Source organism: Vibrio sp. 1288 (genome assembly GCF_033344475.1).
On the sequence record NZ_JAWPOX010000478.1, the window covers coordinates 1 to 723 of the forward strand.

At 41.9% G+C, this 723-nt stretch carries 1 protein-coding gene; it reads left to right on the plus strand.

Going from position 1 to position 723, the window contains the following annotated elements; genetic code table 11:
- Positions 1–227 precede the first annotated feature (227 nt).
- Positions 228–723: cation:dicarboxylate symporter family transporter (locus R8O11_RS27500; protein WP_318194911.1), on the plus strand; the 496-nt coding region annotated here is incomplete at its 3' end.

Below are 723 nucleotides of genomic sequence, written 5' to 3' on the forward strand. Positions count from 1 at the left end.
AAGAAATGCTCGACCTACTGCATCATTATGATTAGTCATTTTGCTTAAAAATCACGCTAAACAGTAAGTTCACGAGATTGAGCTCTCATTTTTATAGTCATTTTAGATCTATCTAATACCTGTTTGTCATTTTTAAAGTTATATCCTGAGCGTTATCTTACGGCATCAGTATATAACCCCGTATAAAAAACAGTCGGCGTTTCACGCCAGATTGATAAGGTCAGATTATGGATTTTGCAGTGATAGCCTCTCTTGCCGTGTTTATAGGCATATTATTCTTTCTTTTTACCCAGCAACAAAAACAGAACACCCTTTCTCGTCTCGTTTTAATTGGTCTTGTTACTGGCTCTCTTTTTGGCTTGGCTCTTCAGCTTATTCACGGTGAAGGCAGCGACGTCATTTCGAAAACACTAGAATGGGTTGGTATTGTTGGTAGCGGCTATGTCGGCTTGCTAAAAATGGTGATCATGCCACTTGTGTTGGTTTCGATGATTTCTGCGGTAGTAAAACTGGAGAAAGGCGGATCACTTGGCAAAATCTCTGGTCTGACAATTTCTGTGTTGCTTGTCACCACAGCAATTTCGGCTTTGATCGGTATTCTTGTTACTTCTGCGTTTGGTCTGTCAGCGGAAGGGCTAACTGAAGGCGCTCGTGAAACGGCTCGAATTGCGGTTCTTGAAAGCCGAGCGGGTACAGTAAGCGATCTAACCATTCCACAAATGC